Origin of the sequence: Actinocatenispora comari (assembly GCF_017312725.1) — a bacterium.
GTDB lineage: Bacteria > Actinomycetota > Actinomycetes > Mycobacteriales > Micromonosporaceae > Actinocatenispora > Actinocatenispora comari.
Window position 1 is genome coordinate 1 of sequence record NZ_BOPO01000097.1, and the last position, 3,691, is coordinate 3,691.

Annotated in this window: 5 protein-coding genes; 2 read left to right on the forward strand and 3 right to left on the reverse strand. The window is 70.6% G+C overall.

Annotated features, from left to right (window positions below):
• Positions 1 to 317, forward strand: a 317-nt coding sequence (locus NUM_RS24455; protein ID WP_207125026.1) for an integrase core domain-containing protein, incomplete at its 5' end; no start/stop codon positions are given.
• Here the strand turns inward: NUM_RS24455 and NUM_RS24460 are convergent.
• Positions 314 to 544, reverse strand: a complete 231-nt coding sequence (locus NUM_RS24460; protein ID WP_207127271.1) for a winged helix-turn-helix domain-containing protein — start codon at positions 542 to 544, stop codon at positions 314 to 316. The two genes, NUM_RS24455 and NUM_RS24460, sit on opposite strands and share 4 nt — an antisense overlap.
• 178 nt (positions 545 to 722) lie before the next feature.
• On the opposite strand from NUM_RS24460, the gene NUM_RS24465 reads away from it, so the two are divergent.
• Positions 723 to 965, forward strand: a complete 243-nt coding sequence (locus tag NUM_RS24465) for a hypothetical protein (RefSeq protein WP_207125044.1) — start codon at positions 723 to 725, stop codon at positions 963 to 965.
• 83 nt (positions 966 to 1,048) lie between these two features.
• On the opposite strand, the gene thrS is transcribed toward NUM_RS24465, so the two are convergent.
• Entirely contained in the window at positions 1,049 to 3,082 is a 2,034-nt protein-coding gene (gene thrS / locus NUM_RS24470) for a threonine--tRNA ligase (protein ID WP_207127272.1), read from the reverse strand.
• Positions 3,083 to 3,277: 195 nt separating this feature from the next.
• Positions 3,278 to 3,691 (reverse strand): hypothetical protein (locus NUM_RS24475; protein WP_207127273.1); only part of this gene is annotated, 414 nt, incomplete at its 5' end.

A 3,691-nucleotide genomic window follows, 5' to 3' on the forward strand; every position in this document is an offset into this window, starting at 1 on the left:
CCCGCGTGGTCACCGACAACGGCGCCAACTACCGCGCGCACCGCTTCACCCGCATCGTGGCCAGCCACGGCGCCCGCCACCAACGCATCCGACCGTTCACACCCCGACACAACGGCAAGGTCGAACGCTACAACCGCATCCTGGCCGACGAACTGCTCTACACCCGAGCGTGGTCCAGCGAAGCCGAACGCGCCGCCGCCATCGACGTATGGAACGTTCACTACAACTACCATCGAGCACACACCGCCATCGGAGACCGCCCACCAGCCTCACGGCTGCACGCAGGCGTCACCAACGTCATGACCCAGAACAGCTAGCTGTCGCGCTTCACGAACGTGCCGCGCTGCGGGATGGTGACGACCAGGCCGCGCTCGCGGAGGTCCTCCATGGCTCGACGCACCGTGTTGCGGGCCAGGCCGAACTCCTGGCTGAACGAGGACTCGGACGGCAGCCGTCGGGTGTACTTCCCGGTGGCGATCCGGTCCTCGATCACGGCCGCGAGCTGCTGCCAGGCGTACTCCGGTGCGTCGGGATCGATCGACATGTGCCGATGATGACAACCCAGCACGCTGCATGTCTGGCCGATACAACGTTACTCATCCCTAATCTGAACTAGACTAGTACCTAACTGTTCAGCTAACGTAACCGGCAACCTGCAGACAGGGCCGGGTGGCGTCCAGCCCACGCCGCCCGGCCCCTGACCGCTCGCGAAGGGAGCGGCTATGACGAACCTTATCCGGCGGCCCGATCGGATTCCCCGCGCCGGACAGCTGGTGCACATCAGCCCCGCCGCCGGGGTGTACGGGGCGGGCTCCGCCTGGTGGCACGTGATCACCGCCGAACCGGCGCTCACCGACGGGATGTGCTACCTGACCGCCGGCCCGCTCGACCCGAACGACCACGACGGCCGCGCCCGGGTCTTCTTCTGCCGCATCGACGGACTGCTCGTCCAGGACGTGCGGTGAGACCAGCGTAGTCGTACCAACGGCCCCGCTGCTCGAACAACGCCCCGGGTTTCCTTGGCACGCAAGGAAACCCGGCGGCGGTGCTACTGCGCCTCGACTGCCTCGACCGCCTCGGCGGAGGGGCCGACGTTGGTACGGGAGCGGACGACGTCGACGACGTGCGCCACCGCCTCGTCGAGCGGGACGCCGTTGCGCTGCGAGCCGTCCCGGTAGCGGAAGGAGACCGTACCGGCGGTCACGTCGTCGTCGCCGGCGATCGCCATGAACGGGATCTTCTGCTTCTGCGCGTTGCGGATCTTCTTCTGCATCCGGTCGTCGGCGGTGTCCACCTCGGCCCGGATCCCCTGCGCCCGCAGCAGGTCCACGAAGGACTGCAGGTAGTCGGCGTGGTCGTCGCGGATCGGGATGCCGACCACCTGCACCGGCGACAGCCAGGCCGGGAACGCGCCGGCGTAGTGCTCGGTGAGCACGCCGAAGAACCGCTCGATGGAGCCGAACAGGGCGCGGTGGATCATCACCGGGGTCTGCCGGGTGCCGTCCGCCGCCTGGTACTCCAGGCCGAACCGCTTGGGCTGGTTGAAGTCGAGCTGGATCGTCGACATCTGCCAGGAGCGGCCGATCGCGTCCTTGGCCTGCACCGAGATCTTCGGACCGTAGAACGCCGCGCCACCCGGGTCGGGCACCAGCTCCAGGCCGGAGTCCTCGGCAGCCTGCCGCAGCGACTCGGTCGCCGCCTCCCACTCCTCCGGCGCACCGATGAACTTGTCCGAGTCGTCCCGGGTGGACAGCTCCAGGTAGAAGTCGTCGAGTCCGTAGTCCCGCAACAGATCCAGCACGAACGACAGCAGGCTGCGCAGCTCGCCCGGCATCTGCTCCTGGGTGCAGTAGATGTGCGAGTCGTCCATCGTCAGCCCGCGCACCCGGGTCAGGCCGTGCACCACCCCGGACTTCTCGTACCGGTACACGGTGCCGAACTCGAACAGCCGCAGCGGCAGCTCCCGGTACGAGCGGCCGCGCGCGTCGAAGATCAGGTTGTGCATCGGGCAGTTCATGGCCTTCAGGTAGTACTCCGCGCCCTCGAGCTCCATCGGCGGGTACATGGTGTCGGCGTAGTACGGCAGATGGCCGGAGGTCTCGAACAGCGCGCCCTTGGTGATGTGCGGGGTGTTGACGAACTCGTAGCCGGCCTGCTCGTGCCGCTGCCGCGAGTACCCCTCCAGCTCGCGCCGGATGATGCCGCCCTTGGGGTGGAACACCGGCAGACCGGAGCCGAGCTGGTCCGGGAAGCTGAACAGGTCGAGTTCGGCGCCGAGCTTGCGGTGGTCGCGCTTGGCGGCCTCCTCCAGCATCTTCAGGTACGCCTTGAGCTCGTCCCGGGTCGGCCACGCGGTGCCGTAGATGCGTTGCAGCTGCGGGTTCTTCTCGTTGCCGCGCCAGTAGGCGGCGGCGCTGCGCATCAGCTTGACCGCCGGGATCAGCCGGGTGGTCGGCAGGTGCGGGCCACGGCACAGGTCGGTCCAGGCCAGGTCGCCGGACTTGGCGTCGAGGTTGTCGTACATGGTCAGCCCGCCGGCGCCGACCTCGACGCTGGCACCCTCGGCCGCCTCACCGGCCGAGCCCTTCAGCTCGATCAGCTCCAGCTTGAACTTCTCGTGCGCGAGCTCGGCGTGCGCGTGCTCGTCGGAGATCGGCCGCCGGTGGAACCGCTGACCGGACTTGATGATCGCGCCCATCTTCTTCTCGATGGCGGCGAGGTCCTCCGGCGTGAACGGCTTCGCCGGCAGGAAGTCGTAGTAGAAGCCGTTCTCCACCGGCGGGCCGATGCCGAGCAGGGTGCCGGGGAAGATCTCCTGCACCGCCTGGGCCATCACGTGCGCGGCCGAGTGGCGCAGCACCTTCAACCCGTCCGGCGAGTCGATCGACACCGGCTCGACGACCGTGTCGGTCGCAGGCGCCCACTCCAGGTCCTTCAGCGCGCCGTCGGCGCGGACGACCACGATCGCGGTCGGGCCGGAGGTCGGCAGCCCGGCCGCGGCGATCGCCTCGGCCGCCGTCGTACCGGCCGGCACGAGGACGGAGGCGGTCTCACTCCCCTGGGCGGCGGTCGCTGCGGGCACGATGACTCCTCGTCAAGAAGGCTGCGGGACGCCGGACCGACGACTCGGCCGGACCGCTCGATGCTATCGGTCGCCCCGGCGGCGACGTGCGCGGCCACCTGCCCGTACCACCCATCGGCGACGGCGTCGCCCCTTCCGGACGGTGCCGGCCGGGGCGACGGGCGAGAACCAACCGCCCGGCCCGGGCGGGGCCGGTCAGCGCCAGAAGGAGTCCCGCCGGCCGGTCCCGTCCTCCGGGCGCCGGCGCCGACCGAAGCGGCGCGGCGCCGACTCCGGCGCGGCACCTTCGCCGGCGAACGCGGCGAGCCGGTCGATGGTCCGCTGCCACAGCTCGTCCAGCGCGCCGCCGCGTGGCGGCTCGTCCCCGTCGCAGGCGCGCAGCTCGGCCACCAGCGCGGCCAGCTCGGACCGGCCGGCCGCACCGTCCGGCAGGCCGTCGACCAGCGCCGCGAGCCGGGTACCGAGATCGGCCAGGGCGGTGCGCCGGTCGTCGGCCGGGGTCAGCGCGCGCAGCCGGCGCAGTTCCAGGACCGCCTGCTGGCGGGCGCCCACCAGCGGATCGGCCGGCGGACGGTGCGCGGGCGCGAACCCGGGGCGGCCGAACGCCGG